The 19,991-nt window shown below is 79.0% G+C and carries 9 protein-coding genes; 3 read left to right on the top strand and 6 right to left on the bottom strand.

The window, feature by feature from the left end:
* Nucleotides 1-71 precede the first annotated feature (71 nt).
* The 3 genes from A2CP1_RS09700 to A2CP1_RS09690 are packed head-to-tail and all read left to right on the top strand — an operon-like array spanning nt 72 to nt 7,075.
* On the top strand, nt 72-3,494 hold the full coding sequence (locus A2CP1_RS09700; RefSeq protein WP_012633188.1) for a glycosyl hydrolase family 8: 3,423 nt from the start codon (nt 72-74) through the stop codon (nt 3,492-3,494).
* Between the two features lie 30 nt (nt 3,495-3,524).
* The gene (locus tag A2CP1_RS09695) at nt 3,525-5,612 is read left to right on the top strand and encodes a tetratricopeptide repeat protein (RefSeq protein WP_012633187.1); all 2,088 of its coding nucleotides are present in this window, start codon (nt 3,525-3,527) and stop codon (nt 5,610-5,612) included.
* The gene (locus A2CP1_RS09690; RefSeq protein WP_012633186.1) at nt 5,609-7,075 is read left to right on the top strand and encodes a serine/threonine-protein kinase; all 1,467 of its coding nucleotides are present in this window, start codon (nt 5,609-5,611) and stop codon (nt 7,073-7,075) included. The genes A2CP1_RS09695 and A2CP1_RS09690 overlap by 4 nt, the downstream gene beginning before the upstream one ends.
* Before the next feature lie 4 nt (nt 7,076-7,079).
* Here A2CP1_RS09690 and A2CP1_RS09685 read toward each other — a convergent pair whose 3' ends face one another.
* From A2CP1_RS09685 to aceK, 6 genes are all read right to left on the bottom strand, one after another.
* Nucleotides 7,080-7,766: a class I SAM-dependent methyltransferase gene (locus A2CP1_RS09685; RefSeq protein ID WP_012633185.1), complete on the bottom strand. Its 687-nt coding sequence runs from the start codon at nt 7,764-7,766 to the stop codon at nt 7,080-7,082.
* 12 nt (nt 7,767-7,778) lie between these two features.
* On the bottom strand, nt 7,779-8,996 hold the full coding sequence (locus A2CP1_RS09680) for a SpoIID/LytB domain-containing protein (RefSeq protein ID WP_012633184.1): 1,218 nt from the start codon (nt 8,994-8,996) through the stop codon (nt 7,779-7,781).
* A 26-nt stretch (nt 8,997-9,022) separates the two neighbouring features.
* Entirely contained in the window at nt 9,023-11,371 is a 2,349-nt protein-coding gene (gene pbpC / locus A2CP1_RS09675) for a penicillin-binding protein 1C (protein ID WP_012633183.1), read from the bottom strand.
* 8 nt (nt 11,372-11,379) lie between these two features.
* Complete coding sequence (locus A2CP1_RS09670; protein WP_012633182.1) at nt 11,380-17,295, bottom strand: Ig-like domain-containing alpha-2-macroglobulin family protein; 5,916 nt, start codon at nt 17,293-17,295, stop codon at nt 11,380-11,382.
* A gap of 190 nt (nt 17,296-17,485) precedes the next feature.
* Complete coding sequence (locus A2CP1_RS09665) at nt 17,486-18,103, bottom strand: chalcone isomerase family protein (RefSeq protein WP_245530027.1); 618 nt, start codon at nt 18,101-18,103, stop codon at nt 17,486-17,488.
* A gap of 74 nt (nt 18,104-18,177) precedes the next feature.
* Nucleotides 18,178-19,932: a bifunctional isocitrate dehydrogenase kinase/phosphatase gene (aceK, locus tag A2CP1_RS09660; protein WP_012633180.1), complete on the bottom strand. Its 1,755-nt coding sequence runs from the start codon at nt 19,930-19,932 to the stop codon at nt 18,178-18,180.
* Between the last annotated feature and the right edge of the window lie 59 nt (nt 19,933-19,991).

Below are 19,991 nucleotides of genomic sequence, written 5' to 3'. Positions count from 1 at the left end.
CGCCCCCGACGTGGTTCCGCCCCCGGCGCGGCGCTTCCCCCGCGCGGCACCGGCCCCCACCGTGCGCCGCGATGCGGCCGACCGCCCGGAACCTCGCCCCCCTGCTCGCCGTCCTGTGCGCCCCGCCGGCCCTGCTCGCGGGGTGCGGCCACGCCGAGCCGCGCCCGCGCGCGGCCGCGCAGGACCGCGACGGGCTCTCCGCCCTGTGGAGCTACTACCGGTACACCCACGTGCTGGGCGGCCGGGTCGCGGCGCTCGACGAGGGCGGCGTCACCACCTCCGAGGGCCAGGGCTACGCCATGCTCCGCGCGGTGTGGATGGACGACCGCGCCACGCTCGACGCGGTCTGGCGCTGGACGCGCGAGAACCTGGCGGTGCGCGAGGACCGGCTGCTGGCGTGGCGCTGGCTGGGCGGCAAGGTCCAGGACCGGAACGCCGCCACCGACGCGGACCAGGACGTGGCGCTCGCGCTGGTGCTCGCGTCGCGCCGCTTCGGCGACCCGCGCTACCTCGAGGCGGCGCGCCCGCTGCTCGCCGACCTCTGGGCGCGCGAGGTGATCCGCGCCGGCGGGCGCTGGCTCCCCACCGGCGGGAACTGGGCGCCCGCCGAGCGCTACCCGACGATCCACGTCGCCTACCTCGCGCCGTACGCGTACCAGGTGTTCGCCGACGTGGATCCGGAGCGGCCCTGGGCCGAGCTGGTCGAGTCGAGCTACCAGGTGCTGCGGTTCCTCCTGATCGAGAAGGGCCTGGCGCTCCCGCCCGAGCGGATCTGGGTGGACCCGCGCACCGGCGAGCTGCTGCTGGCGCGCCCGGGCGGGCAGCCCGACGCGTTCGGCTACGACGCGGTGCCGATCTACTGGCGCGTGGCGCTCGACGCGCGCTGGTTCGGGCGGCGCGGCGAGGCGGAGCTGCGCGCGCGGCTGCTCCGCTTCCCCGCCGAGGCGTTCCGCGACGAGGGGCGGCTGCGCGAGCGGTACACGACCTCGGGCCGCCCCCTCTCCGGGCTGGACGGGCTCCCCCACCTCGCCTCGGTGCAGGCGCTCGCGCAGGTGGAGGACCCGGACCTGGCGCGCGCCATGCGGACGTCGAAGCTCGACGCGCTGTTCGACCGGGCCCTCTCCGGCGAGGCGACGCCGTACTACCTGCACAACTGGCTCTGGTTCGGGCGCGCCCTGGAGGCAGGGCTCCTGCGCCGCTTCGACGAGCCGCTCGCGTTCCTGTCCTCGCTCGACTGGGGCGCGTTCCGCGACCGCTTCCCGCTGCTCCCGGTCGCGCTGGCGCTCGGGCTCGCGCCGCTCGCGCGGCGGCTCTGGCCGGCGCGGGCGGCGCTGGTGGCGCTCGCGCTCGGCCTGTCGATCCGGTACCTCGCCTGGCGCGCCGGCTCGACGCTCAACTTCGTCGAGCCGCTCGGCCCCGCCCTCTCGCTGGCGCTCCTCGCCGCCGAGGCCTACGCGCTCTCCACCGTCGCGCTCCTCGTGGTGCAGGTCGGGCTCCGCCACCGCGCCCGCCCGCCCGAGCCGCCGCTCCAGGCCGGCGAGCCGCACCCGTCGGTGGACGTGATGGTGCCCATCTACTCCGAGCCGCTCGACATCCTCGACAAGACGCTCGCCGCCTGCGCGGCGATGCGCTACCCGCGGAAGACCATCGTGGTCTGCGACGACTCGCACCGCGGGGAGGTGGCCCGGCTCGCGGCCGAGCACGGCGCCCGCTACCTGGCCGGCCCGCGCCGGCACGCCAAGGCCGGCAACCTGAACGCGGCGCTCCAGCGCACCGACGGCGAGCTGGTGGTGGTGTTCGACACCGACCACGTGCCCACCGCCGCGTTCCTGGAGCGGACCGTGCCCTGCTTCCGCGACCCGCGGCTCGGCGTGGTCCAGACGCCGCACCACTTCTACAACCCCGACGTCTTCCAGCGCGCGCTCGGCGCGCCGGCCTCGGTGCCGAACGAGGCGGACCTGTTCAACCACGCCATCCAGGGCGCGCGGGACCGCTGGGGCGGCGCGTTCTTCGTGGGCAGCGGCGCGGTGTTCCGCCGCGAGGCGCTCGCCTCGGTGGGCGGCTTCCACCTGCTCTCCATCACCGAGGACATCCACACCAGCCAGAAGCTGCACGCGAGGGGCTGGCGCACGCGCTTCGTGGACGAGGACCTCGCCGCCGGGCTCTCCGCCGAGGACCTCGCGAGCTACGTGGTGCAGCGGCGGCGCTGGATGCTGGGCTGCCTGCAGATCTTCTTCCGCGACAACCCGCTCCTCCAGCGCGGGCTGCCGCTCCGGCACCGCGTCGGCTACCTCGCCTCGCTCTGGTACTTCTTCTTCCCGCTGGCCCGGCTGGTGTTCTTCGCCACGCCGCTCGCGTACCTCCTGTTCCACCTGCACCCGCTGTTCGCCGAGCTGCCGGTGCTGCTCGCGTACCTCCTCCCGCACCTGGTCGCCGCGCCGCTGGCCGCGTCGGCGCTGGTGCCGGGCTGGCCGCGGCTGCTCTGGGGCAGCCTGTACGAGGGCGCGGTGGCGTTCCCGCTCGCGCGCGCCACGCTCGACCTGCTCCTTCCGAAGCGCCTCGGCTTCAAGGTGACCCCCAAGGGCGTGCGCTCCGAGCGGCGCCGCTTCGACCTGCGCACCTCGGCGTTCACGCTCGCGGCCGCGGCCGTCGGGCTGCTCGCCATCGCCAAGGGCGCGGCGGAGCTGTGGGCGTTCGGCATCGAGGTCGAGGCGTACGCGTTCAACCTGGCCTGGGCGGCCGCGAACCTCGTCTCGGTGCTGCTCGCGCTGCTCGTCGCATGGGAGCGCCCGCAGCGCCGCGAGGACGAGCGGATCCGGCGGCGCGTGCCGGTGCGGCTGGACGCTCCGGGGCTGTCCCTCGCCGCGACCACGCTCGACCTCGCCCGCGGCGGCGCCGCGGTGGCGCTGCCGGCCGGCGCCGCGCTGCCGGCCGAGGTGGAGGTGACGTTCGACGGACCTGAGCGGCTCCGGCTCCGCGCCCGGGTCGCGTACCTCGAGGCGGTGGGCGGGGCGCCTCGCGCCGGGCTCGCGTTCCAGGGCGTCTCCGCGGCCGAGGCGCGCGCGCTGGTCCGGATCGCGTTCTCGGCCGACGGGGCGCACGCGGGCGCGCACGACGGGCGCAGCCGATGGCAGGCGGCCATGGCCTGGCACCTCCTCGCCGGGCTGTGGCGGGCGGTCCGGCCGCTCCGCCCGCGGCGCCGCCTCGGGGCGCGGCGCCGGGCGCTGCGGCCGCTCCGGCTCTGCGGTGCGGGGCGCGCCTGCCGGGCCATCGCGGTGGACGCGTCGCCCGGCGGGCTGGGCCTCGTCGCCGCCGGCCCGGGCGATGCCATGCCGGCCCCGGGGACGTCGCTGGCCCTGCTCGCCCCGGAGGGGATCGCCTGGGCTCGCGTGGCCCACGCGCATCGCATCCTCCCGGGCCTGTGGCGGCTGGGCTTGGCGCTCCAGGCGGAGCCCGTCCCGGGCGCCGAGCCGCATGCCTACCTTGCTGCCTGACGACCTGACGCTCGAGGGGAGTCCCGCCCGATGATCCGAGCCCTCCTTGCCGCCGCGCTGGCGGCCGCGATCGCGCTTCCCGCCGCCGCCCGGCCCGCCGGGATCTCGGAGGCCTGGTACCTCGCGCGCGGCCGCGCCAACCTGCGCATCGGCAACTGCGCCGCCGCGGTGGAGGCGTACCGCAAGGCGCTCGCCGAGAACCCGCGCAGCCGCGAGGCGTCGCGCGGCGTGGCGCTCGCGCTGCTCCAGAACGGCGACACCGACCTCGCGGTCGCGGAGCTGGACCGCCACCTGGCGCGGTTCCCCGACGACGCGGAGCTGGCGTTCCGGCAGGCCGGGCTGCTGCAGTGGTCGCGCTACGCCTACCGCTCCAAGGACGCGGTGCGCTACCTGCGCATGGGCCTGGCAGTGCGGGACGATCCCGCCCGGCGGCGCGAGCTGGCGCGGCTGCTGGCGCGCGAGCGCGCCACGCTGGGCGAGGCGCTCGCCGAGTACGACCGGCTGCTCGCGGCCGCCCCGGACGACCGCGCGCTCCGCGACGAGCGGCTGCGGCTGCTGCTCTGGGATCCGGCGAGGCGCGAGGCGGCCGTCGAGGAGCTGCGCCGCCGCCGGCGCGAGGGGCCCGGCGACGCGGCCGCGACGCGCACGCTCGCCGGGCTGCTCGCCGCGGACGCGCGCACGGCCGGCGAGGCGGTGGGGCTGTACGACGAGCTGCTGGCGCGCCGGCCGGAGGACGCGGAGCTGGCGCTGGGGCGGGCGCGGGCGCTCGCGAAGGCCGGGCGGCGTGCCGAGGCGCGCGATGCCTACGCGCGCGCGATCGCGCTCCGCCCGTCGGCCGAGGCGCGGCTGGAGCGGGCCGAGCTGCTCGCGGCCGACCCGGCCACCCGCGACGAGGCCCGCGCCGAGTACCAGGCGGTGCTGCGGGCCGAGCCGCGCTCGCGGCGCGCGCGCCTCGGGCTGGCGCGCGTGCTCGGCGCCCGCAAGGAGACGAGCGGCGAGGCCATCGCCGCGTACGAGACGGTGCTCGCCTCGGCGCCGCAGGACGCCGAGGCGCACCGCGGCCTGGCGCAGGCGTACGCCTGGAACGGCGACCCCGACCGCGCGCTCGCGCACGGTGACCTCGCCGGCCGCTACGGCCCGGTCCGGCCCGAGCTCGCGGCGCTGGAGCGCGACCTGCGCCGCGGGCGGGAGCCGGCAGCGGGCGGGCTGGCGCGCGCGCTGGCGCAGACGGGCGGAGACTTCGCGATCTCGTCGGCCGGCGCGTTCGCCACCGGCCGCACCGACCCGACGCCGTTCACGACCGGCGCGGTGGAGGCCGGCGCCGCGGCGCACCGCGGCCCGGACGGCGCGCGGGCCGAGGGCGCGCAGGTGCGGGTCACCGGCCGCTGGCGCCCGGACCCGGCCTGGCGCCTCGACGCGGCGGGCGGGTGGGACGGCGCGCGGCGCGCCGGCCAGGGCTTCCAGGGCGCGCTCGGCGTGGAGGGATCGCTGGGGACCGCCACCCTGGCCGCGACCGTCTCGCGCGCGCCGCGCCTCGACTCCTTCCGCGCGTACGCCGGCGAGCTCGTGGACGGGCGCGTGGTCGGCGCCGCCTCCGAGACCGCCGCCGCGGTGCGCGTGGCGCTCGCCGGCCGGGACCTCAGGGGCGAGCTGTCGGCGCGGGCCGGGACCGTCTCCGGCGCGGGCTTGCGCTCCACGTTCCTGGCCGGGGCCGCGGCGCGCGCCGACCGCGTGCTCGCCCGGCCCGGCGGCTTCGAGCTCTCCGCCGGCGGCGCGGTCGAGGCGGTGCACCACGCCCGCGACCTCTCCGGCGACGGCCCGGTCGCGGATCCGGCCGCGCCGCGCCTGTTCTCGCCCCCGCTGCACGCCACCGCCTCGCCGCGCCTCACGCTGGCGCGCGGCGACGGCCTGGCCGGGCGCCTCGTCCTCGACGCGGGCCCGGCCGTGCAGCTCACCACCGGCCCGCGCGGCGCGGTCCGCGCGGGCGGCGACGCCCGCGCCGCGGTCTTCCGGCGGCTCGGGCGGATCCAGCTCTCCGCCGAGGCCCGCTACGGCCGGCTCGCCTCGGTGCACACCGCGTTCAGCGGCGCGGTCGGGGCGGAGCTCCTCTTCCCGTGAACACCGCGCCGCCCCTCCCCGGCCCGGGCTCCGCGCCCTCCGCCGCGCGGCCGGCTCCCGCGCCCGGCGCGCCGGGGCGAGCGCCCCCGCCGTGCGCGCCCGCGGCGCCGGACGCCGGGCCGGGGCCGGCGCGCGCCGCGGCCGATCCGCCGCGGACGCTGGCGGAGGTGCTGGCGTCGCGCCCGGATGCGGGGGCCGCGCTGTCGATCGCGCGCGGGGTGGTGGGCGCGGTGGCGGCGCTGCACGCGGAGGGGCGGGTCCACGGGGCGCTGCACCCGGGCACGGTCCGGCTCGACCGGGGCGGCGCGGTGGCGCTCGGGGCCCGCGGCGCGGCGCGCCCCGCGCTCGGCCCGGGCGCGCCGGTCGAGCGCGCCGCCTTCACCGCGCCGGAGGTGCTCCGCGGCGGGCGGCCCGGGCGGCGCGCCGACGTGTTCTCCACCGCCGCGCTGGTGCAGGCGATCGTGTCCGGCGCGTCCCCCTTCGACGCGCCCACCGCGCTCGAGGCCGCCCACCACGTGCTGTACCGACCGCCGGCGCCGCCGGGGCCCGCGGTGCCCGCAGCGCTGGAGGACGCGATCGCGGCCGCGCTCGCGAAGCCGCGCTGGCGCCGCCCGGGCAGCGTCGAGCCGCTGCGCGCCGCGCTGCAGGCGCCCGTGCCCCGGCCGGCGGTGGCGACGCAGCGGGCGGCGCCGCCCCGCCCCGCCCCGGCGCCGATGGCCCTCGCGGCGGTGCTGCCCCCCGCGCCGAGCGAGGTCTCGACGCCGGCCTCGGCACCGTCCGCATGGACGGGCGCGCTCGCCCGCGCGCTCGCCGCGCTCGCACCGCTCGCGTCGCGCTCCCGTGCGCTCGCCGCGCGCGCCGCCGCCTCCGCCATCCGCCGCGCGCCGCCGCTCGCCGAGGCCGCGCTCGGCGGTCTCGGCCGGCTCGGGCCGCTGGCCCGGGCCGCTCGCACCCGCTTCCCCGCCACGCGGCGCGGCCGCGCGGTGCTGGCCGTCGCGCTCCTCGCCCTCGCCGGCCTCCTCGCCGTCCCGCGCGGCCAGTCGGACCTCGCCGCCGGCGTGGCCGCGCGCCTGTCCGCCGGTGACGCCGCCGGCGCGCGCTCCCTGCTCGACGCGGCGGAGCGCGCCGGCCGGCGCGGGCCGCTCCTCGACAAGCTCCGCGGCGACGTGGCCTGCGCCCGCCGCGCCTCCGGCGAGTGCCTGCGGCGCTACCGGCTGGCGCTCGCCGCCGATCCCGTGCTGCGCAGCGACCCGGTGATCCGGGAGAACGCGCGCCGGCTGCTCGGGGCCGACGCCTGCGGGACCCGCCGCGCCGCCGCCGAGCTCGTCGGCGAGCTGCGCGACCCGGAGGCGCTGCCGGCGCTGCGCGCGGCGCGCGGCCGCGGCGGCCTGCTCGCGTACTTCTGCACCGGCGACGCGATCGACCGCGCCATCCGCGAGGTCCGCGCCGACGCGCGGCCGTGATCGTTCACGGGGAGGCGCTCCGCCGCGCCAGCCACCCGTGGATGAGGATGCTCTGGAAGCAGCGGAGGGGCTCGTCGAAGCCGCCCGCCGCGACGATGGCGGCGACCTCGTCCGGCGGGAGCACCGCCACCTGCTCGGCGAGCGTCTCGGCCATCCGCGCGACCTGCTCCGGCGGCACGCCCGCGTGCAGCCACGCGCGCTTCCACAGCGCGATCAGCTCGCCCGACAGCGACGGCGCGGCCAGGTCCGCCACCACGAGCGGCGCCCCGGGCCGCAGGCGGCCGGCGATGGCGCGGAAGAATGCCTCCCGCGCCGCGCGATCCACCAGGAACTGCGACACGAGCAGCGCCGTCGCGCCGTCGTGGTCGCCCGCCTCGCCGGGGAGCTCCTCGACCGTGCCCTCGTGGAACCGGCACCGGTCGGCGACCCCGGCGGCCTCCGCCTTCGCCCGGCAGCGACGGAGCATCGGCCCCGAGGGATCGACGGCGGTGAAGCGCCACCCCGGGAACGCCGCCGCGAGGTACAGGAGCTCGGCCCCGGTGCCCGCACCGGCGCAGAGGATGCGGGCGCCGGCGGGCAGCTCGCCGAGCGCGAGCCCGGTCACGAGCTGCAACGCGTCGCGCATCGGGGCGAGCGCGGCGAAGTGCTGGTCGTAGGTGGCTGCGTGCGCCTCGTCGAAGGGCTTCGGCATGGTGCGGGGAGCCTAGCGACGCACGCCGCCCGGCGGTAGGGCGCGGCGTGCGCCCACATCGGCGGATCTTTCGGTGGGCGGCCCGTCCGGTAGCCGTTCCACCGTGGCGGCCGGGAAGTACGCGCGCAGGATCCCGCGGTACCCCTCCCCGCCGCGCGCGCGGCGCGCCGCGCCGGCCTGGCAGAGCCCCACCCCGTGGCCATGCCCGGCGCCCTCCAGCACCGGAGGCCCGGCGCCGCCGCCGAGCCGGAAGCGCGAGCTCCGCACCACCCCGCGCCCCGCGGACGCGTCGGCGGCCCGCGCGAACGCATCGCCGCCGAGCGCCCAGCCGCCGCCGGCGCCCGCCACCTGCGTCACCCACCCGCCCGCGCCGGCGCGCACCGCGAGGTCCGGCGCGCCGAGCCGCGCCGGCACCGCCGCGGCGCCGGCCGGATCCGAGGCCGCGAGCGCGGCGCGCACCGCCGCCGCCAGCGCGGCCGGGTCGAGCGCCGCGCGCCAGCGCGCCGGCGGGCAGCCCGGGTCGGCCACCGCCGCGGCGCCCGTCCCCTCACCGCCGAACGCCTGGCGCGGATCGGCGGTGTGGCCGCCGCAGGCCGCGTGGAACGGCGCCGCCGCCACGGCGCCGCCCGGCAGCCGGAGCACCTCGCCTGCGGTGGCGCGCGCCGCCGCCCGCGCGGCCGCCTCGTGCGCGCGGTCCGCCCCGCCGCCGCGGAGGAGCTGGCAATGGGCGAGATCGCAGCGGGCGCCCTCCGGGTGGCGCGGCGGCGCGGCGAGCGCGTACGACCGGGCCACCACCGCCAGCGCGCGGAGCGCCTCGCGCGGCGTGCCCGGCAGCGCCTCCGACGCGACCACGCCGGCCACGTAGTCCTCGAGCGCCAGCGTGGCGCGCACCCGCAGCACCCCGCGCTCGGCGCGGATCCGGAGCGCGGCGCGGTAGGTGCGCGGCCGGGCCGCCGGGCCGGCGGCGGCGCCGGGGACGATGCGCCAGGTGCGGACCGGGAGCGAGAGCACCGCGCCCGCCGGCTCCCCGTCCACCCGGAGCCCGTCGCCGGCGGCCGCGACCGAGCGCCGCCGCCCGCCGCCCTCCAGCTCGATGCGCCGCGGCGCGAGGCGGGCGAGCAGCTCGACCTCGATGGACGGCCCCGCCGCCGCGGCGGAGGACGCCGCCGCCGGAGCCGCGACCGACGGCGCGGCGTGCGAAGCGGAGCCCGGGCCCACCAGCAGGAGCATCCCCGCGACGGCCACCCTCCGCGCCGTCACTGCGCGCCCCGCACCGTGAAGGTGCTGACCGCGGCCGGCGCGGCACCGCCGGGGAGCCACACCTCCAGCCGGTGGCGCCCGGGCCGGGCCTCGAGCCGCCCCGCGAACGGCGGCCCGAGCGCGAGCCGCTCGTCCCCGACCCGCACCTCCGCCCGCACCGTGCCCGGCGGCAGCGCCAGCCGCAGCGGGATGCCCTGCGCGCCCGCCGGATAGCCCGCCTCGACCAGGTACTCGTCGCCCTCGGCGGGGAGGAGCACCCGCGCCCCGCCGGCGCCAGTGGCTCCCGGAGCGCGCCCGTCGGCCACGGCCGCGATCCCTTCGGCCCGCGCCCAGCCCAGCAGCTCCGGCGCGAGCGCCACCGGCCCGCCCGGGCCGCGCGCGTGCGCACCGCAGGTCGCCGAGGGCGCCGTGCCGGGCAGGAAGACCTCGTCGAGCGCGCCCGGGCAGCCAGGGCCTGCGCGCAGGCCGGTGAGCGGGCACACGCGGGCGTGGATGAAGCGGCCGCGGTCCACCAGCGGCGCGGGCTCGATGCCGCGCATGGCGCGCACCATCACCCGGGCGAAGATGGGCCCGGCCCCGGTGATCCCGGAGACGCCCTGCATCGGGCGCCCGTCGAAGCTCCCCACCCACACCGCCACGGTCCGCTCGGCGGTGTAGCCCGCCGTCCAGTTGTCCACGTACGCGCGCGAGGTCCCGGTCTTCGCCGCCACCGGGAACGGGAGCCGGAGCGCGTTGTGCACGCCGAAGGCGGGTGCACGTGCCGCCTCGTCGGAGAGGACGTCGGTGAGCAGCGCCACCGCGCCCGCCGGCAGGAAGCGCCGCGGCGCGAGCTCGCGCGCCACCGCCAGCGGCCGCCCGGCCGCGTCGCGCCCAGCCCGCACCTCGCGGAGCGGCTCCAGCACGCCGCCGCGGGCGAGCCCGCGGTACGCGCGCGCCAGCTCGCGCAGGGTCGCGTCGCCGTTCCCCAGCACCACCCCGGCGCCGTAGCGGTCGGCGCCGCCGGACAGCGACTCGAACCCGGCCGCCCCGAGCGTGCGCAGCACCCGCTCCGGCCCGAGCGCCTCGGCCAGCCGCACCGCGGGCACGTTGTAGCTGTTCTGCAGCGCGGCCCGGAGCGGCACCGGGCCGTGCGCCCGCCGGTCGTAGTTGCGCGGGACCCAGTCGCCGGTCGGGGTGGCGAGCCGGACCTCCACGTCGGACAGGACCGACGCCGCGGTCCAGCCGCGGGCGAGCGCCAGGCCGTAGGCGAACGGCTTCAGCGCCGAGCCCGGCTGGCGGCGTGCCCGCACGCCGTCGTTCTGGCCGAGCCCGGCCGCGTCGAGGAAGTCCGCCGAGCCGACGTACGCGAGCACCTCGCCGCTCGCGTTGTCCACCACGACGACGGCGGCGTTGCCGAGGCGCGGATCGCCGGCCAGCTCGGCGCGGACGAGGTCCTCCACGTCGCGCTGCAGGCCGCGGTCCAGCGTGGTCTCCACCTCGGCGGCGGCGTCGAGCCCCAGCGCGCCCAGCCGGGCCGAGAGCGCGTCCACCAGGTGCGGCGCCTCGAAGCTCCGCTCGGCCGCGGCGAGGTCGAGCGGCGCCTCCCGGGCCAGCCGCGCCTCCTCGGCGCGGACGAGGCCGAGCGCCTCCATCCGACCGAGCACCGCCAGGGCGCGGTCGCGCGAGGCCTCGGGCCGCCGGAGCGGATCGAGCGCGGTGGGTGCGCGCGCCAGCCCGGCGAGCAGCGCCGCCTGCGCCGCGGAGAGCGTCCGCGCCGGACGGCCGAAGTACAGCCCGGCCGCCGCCTCCACGCCGTGCAGGTCGCCGCCGAGCGGGACGCGGTCGAGGTACGCGCGGAGGAGCTCGTCCTTGCCGAGGTGCGCCTCGAGCCGCAGCGCCCACAGCGCCTCGAGCGCCTTGCCGCCCGCGGTGCGCGGGTGCGGGACGAGCGCGCGGGCGAGCTGCATGGTGAGGGTGGACGCGCCCGACACCACCCGCCGGTACCGGACGAGCTGCCAGCCGGCGCGGGCCACCGCCAGCGGGTCCACGCCGGGGTGGCGGTCGAAGCGCGCGTCCTCCGCGGCGAGGAACGCGGCGCGGACCCGCGGCGGCACCGGCTCGCCCGGTGGCAGCGGCACGCTGCGCCCGTCCGCCCGCGAGGCCACCTCGCGCAGGAGCCCGCCGTCACGGTCGGTGAAGCGCACCGCCGCCACCGGCCGGCGCTCGAGCAGGCCGTCCGGCAGCGGCCAGGCGACGAACACCGCCGCCGCGAGCGCGGCGACCGCGCCCAGGCCGCCGAGCGCGGCCGCGAGCCGCGCGAGGGCGGGACGGAGGGCCCTCGCGGCCCGCTGGAACGCCTCGCGCACCGCGCCCCCTAGCGGCCGCCGCCGGCCCGCACCTCGAACGTGCCCGCGTCGGAGCGGCCGAACACCTCCGGCGCGTACATCTCCTCGGCCCGCGCCGGCGCGAGCAGGAACGTCCCGGGGGTGGTGGCGCGGGCCACGAACGTCGCCAGGTGCAGCCCCGGCGGCAGCGCGTCGGCGAACAGCACCAGCCGGTCGTCCCGCCGCTCCTGGTGGTTGAACGGGCTCCAGAAGCGGAACGCCCAGCCCTCCGGCGATCCCGCCTCCTCCTCCGACAGGTCCTCGGCCGACTCCCAGGCGTAGCCCTCGCCCTCCTCGGCGTCCTCGCCCTCGTCCTGGCCTGCGGCCGGCGCGGTCGCCACGGCGGCGGTGGTGGCGAGCGAGGTGTCCACGATCTCCAGCCCGGCGGGCACCGGCACCGAGACCGCCACGTGGTGGCGCTCCTGCGAGGTGCCGAGCCGCACCCGGATCCGCACCAGCTCGCCGGCCGCGACCGCGCGCACCTGGCCGCCCCCGGCATACGGCTCGATCCAGCGCTGCACGTGGATGCCGCGCTCGAGCGGCTCCCGCGGCAGCTCGGCGGGAGCCCAGCGCAGCACCGCGCCGTAGTAGAGGACGCCCGCGGCCCCGTCGCGCGCGAAGTCGAGCGCGCCGCCGCCGCGCGGCAGGCGCGCCATGGGGACCTCGCGGCGCACCGCCTCGGCGCTCCGGCCGGCGAAGCGCGCCGAGGCCACCTCGGCGCCGGCGAGCGAGACCCGGGCGGTGAAGTCGGGCACGTCCTTCTCGCGGGCGCGCATCACCTCGGACAGCGCGAGCAGCGCGAACGCCGCCTCCTGCGTGTTGCGGAAGCGCCCGTCGGCCCGGCGGACCCCGGCCAGCCAGGCCGCCATCTTCGGCACGTACGGGTGATCGGGCAGGGTCGACGCGAGCGTCCCGAGCACGATGCCGGTGGTGCGGGTGTCGGACGACCAGAGCGGCGCGTACGTGCGCGGGTCGGCCTCCTCGAGGTGCGCCCCGGTGGGCGACTCCTTCACGTGGTTCAGCACCTCCTGCAGCACGCGCCGGCCCTCGTCGCGGCTGCCCGTGACGAGCAGCGCGTCGGCCAGCATGGCCTGCGAGAACAGGGGCAGGCTCGCGCGGCGCGCCACCAGCTCGGCGTGGAAGGACGCCTTCGGGGCGCGGGTGCGCGCGAGCGCGTACAGCGCGAACACGCGGGTGGGATCGTCTGGGGTGGCGCAGGAGCCGCCGCAACGCGTGCAGCGCCCGGCGGCCACCGTGCCGGCGAGGTACCGCTGCCCGCGCGAGAGCGCCGCGCGATCCACCGGGTAGCCCAGCTCGGCGGCCCGGCCCAGCGCCAGCACCGCGTACGACGACGCCCACGGCGCCGAGCACTCCGAGGACGCCCAGTAGCGGTAGCCGCCGTCCGGCCCCTGCAGCCGCTCGATGGCCTTCACCGTCCGCCGGACCACCTCGTCCGGATCGTCGGTCTCCTGGATCCGGAACACCTCGTCGCCCAGCCACGCGCGCGCCCAGTCCGGCGGCGCCGGCGCGCGCTCGCCGGGCAGGTGACGCAGCCCGAGCCGGCCCTGCAGCTCGCGCAGCGCGATGAACGGGACCAGCCTCGAGGAGAGCTGCTCCAGGCAGCCGTACGGGTACTCCACGAGCTGCCGCATGCCCTCGGAGAAGCCGGCCAGCGCGGTGGAGGCGAGCCGCACCTCCAGGCCGCCCACGTCCGGCCGCGCCCCGGCCGGCGGCGCCAGCGCCTCGCGCCGGCGATCGCGCGTGTCGCCCGAGACGGCCACCGCCTCCTGCTCCACCGCGAGCCGCACCGGGAGCCGCTGCTCCACCCCGTCCTGCCCGGCCGCGCCGCGCGCGGCGAAGCGGAGCACCGCCTGGCCCGGCGCCTCGGCGCGGAACGCGAACCGCACCTCGCGCGGCGCCCCGTCGAGCCGCACCTTCTTCACCGCCTGGCCGTCGAGGACGAGCCCGCTCGCCTCGGCGCGGACCTCCACCTCCTGCGCCGGCGCGCCCGGCGCGTGCACCACCACGCCGGCCTCGAACCGGTCGCCGACCCGCGCCAGCCGCGGCAGCGCCGGGAGCGCCAGGAGCGGCTTCGACACGGTCACCTTCGACCGGCCCGCGCCCATCCGGTCGCCGCGCGACACCGCCACCGCCATGATGCGCCAGGTGGTGAGGTTGTCGGGCACGGTGAAGCGCACCGTGGCCCGACCCTCCGCGTCGGTCCGCACCTCCGGCGCGAACAGCACCGTGGTCTCGAAGCGCGTGCGGAAGCCGGCGCCCGCGCCCTCCCCGCCGCCGCCCCCGCCCGGCGAGCGGCCCTTCTCGCCGTAGCGCCGCCGCTCCACCAGGTGGATGAGCGACTCGCCCAGGCGCACCGACAGGCCGCGCTCCGGGTGGACCAGCGCCACCGGATCCGGCGGCTCGTAGCCGGTGAGCCTGAGGATGCCCTCGTCCACCGCCCACACGGTGACCTCGGCCGGCGTGCCCTTCCCGGCGTGGTCGGTGACGCGGATCTGCACCTCCACCGGCTCGCGCGGCCGCTTCTCGGCCCGGTCCGGCTGAAGCGCCACCTGGAGCCGCTTCGCGCGCCGCTCCACCGCGAGCTTCGCGTAGCCCACGCGCACCTCGGGGCGGCCCGGATCGGCGCCCGCGCCGCCCGGCGCCTCGCCGCCCGCCTCCGCCGCGGCGACCCGGCCGCGCACCAGCAGCACCGACACGAAGACGTTCGGGATGTCCTCCTCGGTGATGGGCACCTCCAGCGTGGTGGCGCTGCCCTCCAGCGTCACCCGCCGCGCGGAGCGCACGCCCTCGCGCTCCACCGTGAGGATGGCCTCGGCGCGGGGGAACGGGCTCTTCACCAGCACCTTTGCCACCTCGCCCGGCTGGTAGCTCGAGCGGTCGGGCACGAGGTCGATGCGGCCGGTGTCCTCGCGCTGCCAGGAAACCCAGCCCGGGCCGGTCGCGTAAAACGGGAAGCGCGTGACCTGCGCGCGCCCCTGCGCGTCCTTCAGCGTGGCCTCGGCCACGTAGAGCGCCGGCGCCGGCGGCGTGAACGCGCACGCCACCGGCTCGTCCCGCGTGCGCAGCGCGCAACCGCCAGCCCGCTCCTCCACCACCTCGCTCTCGGTCACCCAGCGGCCGCCCACGCCCTTCTTGCGGATCCAGCGCCACTCGCGCTTCTTCACCACGAGCTCCACCGCGATCCCGGCCCGCATCGCGCCGTCGGGCGCCGCGGCGATCACCTCCAGCTCGCCCGGCCTCCCCGCCTCGGCGAACCCGGTGCCCCGGCGCCGCACGCCGGCGTACACCGCCGCCGGGTGGACGGTGACCGCGGCGCGGGAGGCGAGCCGCTGCCGGTTCACGTCGGTGACCTCGGCCTCGAGCGTCACCGCGAAGGTCCGGCCGCCGGTGGCCTCGGCCTTGCCGGCGTCGATGGCGAGGTGGCCGGTGTCGCCGGTCTCGCCCGAGCCGGAGGCGACCACGTCCGCCGTGCGCCGGGGCGCCTCGTCGTCCCACCACCAGGTCTGCGGGCCGAACGCAAAGCCCGGGTGGCCGGGCGGCTGGAACTCGATCGACTCGCGGGTGGCGGTCCAGCGCACCGCCGCCTTCGGCATGGCCCCGCCGAACAGGTAGCGGGCCAGCACCTCGGCGCGGAGCGGCTCGCCCGCGGTCACCTCGCGGGCCGGCGGGGTGACGTCCACCTGGAACTGCGGCGCGCGGTACTCCTCCACGCGGAACCCGGCGTGGTAGGGCAGCACCGCCCCGCCCGCCTCCACCCGCGCGCGCACCTCGAACGCGCCGAGCGGCGCGTCGCCCGGGATGGGCAGCTCGGCGGACCAGGTCCCGAACGGCGTCAGCGCCGCCTCGCCGGACCAGATCTCCTTGCCGCGCGCGCTCAGAACGGTGACGGTCGCCTTCCCGCGGGCGGGCGTCCCGATCCGGCCCAGCGCGCGGGTGCGGACGAGGCCCTTCAGGTGCACCTTCTCGCCGGGCCGGTAGATGCCGCGGTCGGCGAACACGCCGCCGAGCGGCCGCGGCTCGGTCCCGTCCCAGTCGGTGGGGACGTCCTGCGCCGCCGGATCGAGGCCGCCCGACCAGCTCGAGAGCGTGACGCCGAGGTCGCCGCCGGCCCGCGCCGAGACCAGCGCGAACGGCGTGGCCCACGGGTACTGCCGCTCCTTCCCGGCCGGCGGGATGATCTCCGCCAGCCCGGGCACCTCGGCGAGCCCGTCGGCGCCGGCCCGTCCGCGCCAGCGCTCGATGCCATCGCGATCGTGCAGCGCGACCTCCGCGCCGGGCACCGGCTTCCCGTCGGAGAGCCGCGTCACCCACACCACGCCGCGGGTCGCGCCGAGCTTCGCGTGCACCGCGAGGTCGGTGAGCTGGCCGACGATCCGCCGCTCGCGCCGCCACCGCTGCCAGGGCTGCTCGACGTGGATCTCCGGGGCCACCACCCGCACCGCAAACAGCGTGGTGCCGCGGCCCGCCAGCAGCTCGCGCACCGGGAGCGGCACGGTGCGGCCGGTGTTGCGCGGCCCCGACACGTCCAGCGTGCGGGACACCGCCGGCCCGCCGCCCAGGTCGGCGCGATCCGGCCTCGCCAGCAGCCGCGCCACCGCGGGCACGTCGAGCGGCGCGAGCGTCGCCTCCACCGTCGCCAGATTGGTGGCGCCGACCGGCAGCGCCCCGTCCCCGCCCGCCTCGAGCAGCGCCAGCTCCTCGCCGGCGTCCAGCTCGGGCTCGAGATCGGAGGTGTCGAAGGTCCGCTCGGACCGCTGCGCCAGGGCCTGGCCGAACACGTCGCGAAGCGCCGGCCCGATCGCGATCCGGTAGCGGGTCCCGGGCGCGAACGCGGCCGGCAGGATCACCTCCGCGGCGCTGGCGTCCGGGCCGGTGACGTCCACCTCGTCCCAGTCGATCTTCACCGGAGGCGTGATGGTGATCGCGGCGGCGAGCGTGGCGCGGTCCACCGGGTTGGTGGTGCGGATCCGGACCGGGCCCCGCGGGCAACGCTCCCCGCCCCACCAGCAGGGCTCCACCGCGGCGACGCGCAGCGGCCCGTAGGTCCGGAGCGCGAAGCGCGGCGCGCCCTCCAGCGTCAGCGGGCCCTCGGCGCCGGCGAGCGCGCCCTCGATGCGCAGCTCCACCGGCGTGTCGAGCGGGTACGGACGCCGGGGCGTGACCTCGTACCGGACCCGGCGATCGCGGCCGGTGCGCGCGGCCGGCTCCGGCGCCGGCAGGCGACGCCCGGGGGCGGCGGGCTTCTCGGCGACGACCGGGATCTCCTTCAGCGCGTAGGGCCAGCCGTCCTCGCCGCCGACCTTCAGCCTGAGATGGGCGGCGAGGTCCCGCACCGGCTGGTCGAGCACGAGCGACACCGGCTCGCTCGGCGCCAGCCAGCCGTAGCCCTCGCGCGGCAGGAGCCGCTGCACCGCCGGGCGCGGCGTCTCGAACGTGAACGCGTAGGGTGCGGCGAGCGCGGCGCCGTCCACCGCGCGCAGGCCGGCCGGGACGGTGACGGTGAACCGCGTCGCGAGCGGGAGGAGCGCGCGCGGCACGAGCTCCACCGTGGCCGAGCCCAGCCAGCGCCACTCGCCCTCGACCGGCGGCGAGATCGTGATCGCGGCCGCGGGATCATGGGCCGGGTCGCTCGCGCCGAGCGCCACCACCGGCCGCGAGAAGGTGATGGCGGGCCGGACCTCGCCCTCCACCGGCCCCACCGGCCGCGCCGCCACCACCGCCAGCTCGCCGGCCGCGGCCAGCGCGCCCTCGGGGATGGCGAGCGGGGGCGGCTCCGGCAGCGGCGAGAGCGCCAGGCCGTCCGGCGTCGGCGCGGGGCCGCAGCCGCGGCCGCAGGCGGTGAGGGCGAAGGCCGCCAGCAGGGCGGCGAGCGGGGTGCGGAGCATTGGGTCCTCCCGGTCCGGGCGACGGCATTGCAGGCGGGAGGCCAGCGCCCGCCCCCGCGCCGTCCGGGAGGTTTCGGGCGCCGACCGCGGGGCCGTGTCCGCCGTGCCGCAGGTGCGCGCCGAGTAGGACACACCGCGGGCTGTGGGTGCAACGCTCGCGTGCGGCGCCGGGCCGCGCCCCGCGCCGGGATCAGCCGCGCGACCGGGCGCGGGCCACCGTCGCGCCGCCGCCCGCGCCGAGCAGCGCGTCGCGCAGCCCGCCGTCCACCGGCCGGCTCCCCAGCCAGATCGAGAAGAAGGCGCGCGCGAAGTCCGCCCCCTCCACCCGCGCCAGCGTGCGGCCGTTCAGCGACAGCTCGGTGCCGCGGCCGGGCGTGTAGGTGAGCGCGTAGCGGTCGCCGGGCTTCAGCCCGACGTACGCCGCGCGGAGCCGCGCCAGGCGCGCGCCGAGCGCCCGCAGCACCTCCGGCCCGTGGGCGCGCTCCATCAGCCGGTCCGTGGCGCGCGCCAGCTCCGCCGCGCTCACGTTCACCAGGCACGCGATCTCGAGCCGGCGCGCCACGTCCGCCTCGGGCGGCGCGCCCGGCGCCGCGGCGTCGAGGTAATGCGCCGCCGCGTACACCTTCACGAACCAGCCCCAGCGGAACAGCCCCGCCCCCTGCAGCTTGAGGTGCGCGCCGCCCGCGTCCTGCCACGGCGCGAACGCCGCGCCCGCCACCCGCACCGGCGCGTCGCCGGAGGCGGCGGCCCGGCCCGGGAGCGCGAGCAGGAGGGCGGCGAGCGCCGCGGTGGACACCAGGGAGGGCACGCGAGGGCGGCGCATCCTGGCACGCCGCGCCGCGGAGGCCAGGTCCCGGGAAGGTCGAATCGTCTCGGATCGGCTCATGGACGGGCGTGGCGGAGCCGCTGCTCCTCGCGGTACGGGAAGATGTCCACGATCTCCCCCGCCCGCAGCCGCGCCTGGATCCCGCGCCACCAGCGCCCGGTGAGCAGCTCCCCGTGGGCCCGCAGGAACACCTCGCGGAGCCGCCCCGTCAGCCCGAGGAACGGCAGCAGCTCCTCCGGGAACACGTCCGCGGGCCCGACGTAGAACGGCGGATCGCCGCCGTCGTAGCCGGCGTCGGGGCCGCCGCCCCATCCGTCGTCGCCCCCGCCCGCGGCGGGCAGGTCGCGGAAGTTGCAGTCGGTCACCCGGGTGAGCTCGTCGTAGTCGTAGAAGATGACGCGGCCGTGGCGCGTGACGCCGAAGTTCTTGAGGAGCAGGTCGCCGGGGAAGGTGTCGGTGGCGGCGAGGTCGCGCAGCGCGCAGCCGAAGTCGAGCACCGCCTGGCGCGCCGTCCACTCGTCCGCCTCGCGGACGAACAGGTTGAGCGGCGTGACGCGGCGCTCGGCGTAGAGGTGCCGGATGGCCACCTCCCCATCCGCCACCCGCACGCCGTCGCCGCACTCGGTGCGCAGCTCGTCGAGCAGCGCCGGCGCGAAGCGGCCGGCCGGGAACGCGAGGTGCTCGTACTCCTGCGCGTCCACCAGCCGCCCGGCGCGGTCGTGGCGGAACACGTGGCGGTACCGGTCCATCACCTCGCGCCGGGTGGTCTGCTTGGGCGGGGCGAACCGATCGCGGATGACCTTGAAGATGACGTCCAGGCCGGGGAGCGTGAACACGCACATCACCAGCCCGCGGTCGCCGCGCGCCGGCACGAAGCGGTCCTCGCCGTCGGCGAGGTGGAGCGTCACCTCGCGGTACAGCTCGGCCTTGCCGTGCTTGTGGTAGCCGAGGCCGGTGTAGAGCTCCGAGCGCCGCTTCAGCGGCAGCAGCGTGGACAGGAACGCCACCATGGCGCGGGGGCGCTCCAGCTCCACGTGGAAGTAGGAGCGGGTGAAGCCGAACACGATCGACACGTCCTCCTCGGTGAACAGGATCGCGTCGAGCGCCACGCCGCGCTCGCCGTGCGCGAGCGCCAGCACGAGCGGCGTCAGGTGCCGGCCGCGCCGGATCCGTCCGACCAGGTACGCGCCCTTCCCGCGGTAGAAGACCGGCCGCGCCAGCTCCACCGCCTCGATCGGCTGGCGATCCGGGAGGCCGCGCACGTGAGCGTCCAGCTCCAGGGCGGCGAGGCGCGCGTCGCGGGCGAGATCCTCGAACGACGCCGAGATCGGGGTCGCGCGCAGGACGCGCGCGAGTAGCGCCTCGGTGGTCGCCTCGCGCGGGAAGGTGCGGTGCTGCGGGGGATCCTCGCGCGGCGGCGGCGCGTCCGCCGCCAGGAACTCGATGGCCGGGTCGACGCCGACCGTGGTGAACACGCGCCGCGTGACCGAGTTGAAGAACGACCCGGCGACCTCGAAGTCCGGCCTGGACCCGGCCGCCGCCTCGAACGCCTCCTTGGCGCGGCGCCACACCTCGCGGTCCTGGACCGCCCCGCCCAGCTCCGCCCGGACCTCGCCGACGGTCCGGTGCACCACGCCGTCGCGCAGGTCGAGCCGCTCCCGCGCGTCGCGCTGCGCGCCCGCCCAGTCGCGCGCCTCGAAGCGACCGCGGGCGCGCGCGGTGATGCGCGCGCGCTCGGCCTGGTACGCCTCGTACCCCGCCCGGATGGCCTCCGCCGCGCCCCGCGCGAGCGCGCCCCGCTCGTCGAGCATGCCAGGGGTTGTAAGGCCCGGGCGCCGCCACCGCCGGGAGCGCCCCGCGGGGCGGGCGT

The organism is Anaeromyxobacter dehalogenans 2CP-1 (genome assembly GCF_000022145.1).
In the GTDB taxonomy this organism is placed as follows: Bacteria; Myxococcota; Myxococcia; order Myxococcales; family Anaeromyxobacteraceae; genus Anaeromyxobacter; species Anaeromyxobacter dehalogenans.
The sequence above is the reverse complement of the archived record's forward strand: the minus strand, read 5'-3'. Positions and strand labels throughout refer to the sequence as shown.